We start from the raw sequence: 1,452 nt of genomic DNA on the forward strand, positions 1-1,452 counted from the left end.
TCCAGCGCGGACATTCGCATCGATATCCCCCATCGGCGCACAACCTTGACCGTTCACTGGCCTGCGGGCGATGCAGAGGGGTGTGCCCGGTTCGTGCGCGAGATCCTGCAATGATCCGCATCGATGCCATCTGGCTCGCCAGCGAACCGCTGGACATGCGGGCCGGAACGGAAACGGCCCTGGCCAGGGTGGTGGCGGTCTTTGGTGCGGCGAAGCCGCACAACGCCTACCTGTTCGCCAACAAACGGGCCAACCGCCTGAAAGTGCTGGTGCACGATGGTTTCGGTGTCTGGCTGGCCTCGCGTCGTTTGAACCAGGGCCGTTTTGTCTGGCCAGGCAACTGGCAGGGTGCTCACCTGGAGCTGAACGCCGAGCAGCTTCAGGCGCTGGTGGTGGGGTTGCCTTGGCAGCGGGTCGGCCCGGCGGCGACGATAAGTCTCTTATAGTCGGCAGTCAGGTGGTTCGTGCCGCGCAATTGACCGAACGGCCTATCGTCGAAGGCAGCACGAGCCGGCACAATCGGCGCCATGACTTCTGCGGTTTTCGACCATCTGACTCCCGAGCAACTGCGCGAACTGGCGGCGCAGTTGACGCAGCGTGTCGCCAGCCTCGACCAGCAAGTCCGCTATCACAAGACGCGCAGCGAGCAGCTGGCCCACGAAATCGCCGTTCTGCGGCGGCACCGGTTCGCCCGGCGCAGCGAGCAGCTCGACGCCAATCAGCTCGGCCTGCTCGATGAGCTGGTCGACACCGATATCGCAGCCATCGAGGCCGAGCTCGAGGAGCTTGCTCCGGTCCCCGCCCCGGCCGAGCCACGCCGGCAGCCCAGGCGCACAGCCTTGCCGCCACAGCTGCCCCGCACCCTGATCCATCACGAGCCGGACCACACCCAGTGCTCCTGCGGCTGCCAGCTCAAGCGCATCGGCGAGGAGGTCAGCGAGAAACTCGACTACACGCCCGGCGTCTTCACGGTGGAGCGGCATATCCGCGGCAAGTGGGTCTGCGAGCAGTGCGAAACGCTGATCCAGGCACCGGTACCGCCGCAGGTGATCGACAAGGGCATCCCGACCGCCGGGTTGCTGGCCCAGGTCATGGTGGCCAAGTTCGCCGAGCTGCGCGCGGTGGTCTACGACTTCAGCTCCAGCCGTGCCGGCGAGCACGCCCGTACCTTCCTCGGCGATTGGAAAGGCAAGCTGGTCTGCGACGACTTCGCCGGCTACAAGGCCTGCTTCGAGCAGGGCATGACCGAGATCGGCTGCATGGCCCATGCCCGGCGCAAGTTCTACGACCTGCACGTCGCCAACCAGAGCCCGCTGGCCGGGCAGGCGCTGCACACCATCGGCCTGCTGTATGAAATCGAGCGTGAGGTGCGTGACCTGCCGCCCGATGAGCGATGGCGAATACGTCAGGAAAAAGCGGCCCCCGTCGCCGATGCCCTGCATGCCTGGATGC

Annotated in this window: 2 protein-coding genes; both read left to right on the top strand. The window is 66.0% G+C overall.

The window, feature by feature from the left end:
* Window positions 1-110 precede the first annotated feature (110 nt).
* On the top strand, window positions 111-446 hold the full coding sequence (tnpB, locus tag ACYVD0_RS13650; RefSeq protein WP_460427306.1) for an IS66 family insertion sequence element accessory protein TnpB: 336 nt from the start codon (window positions 111-113) through the stop codon (window positions 444-446).
* An 81-nt stretch (window positions 447-527) separates the two neighbouring features.
* The coding region (locus ACYVD0_RS13655; protein WP_460427307.1) for an IS66 family transposase at window positions 528-1,452 on the top strand (925 nt) is incomplete at its 3' end.

The sequence above is a fragment of the Azotobacter armeniacus genome, from assembly GCF_054779355.1.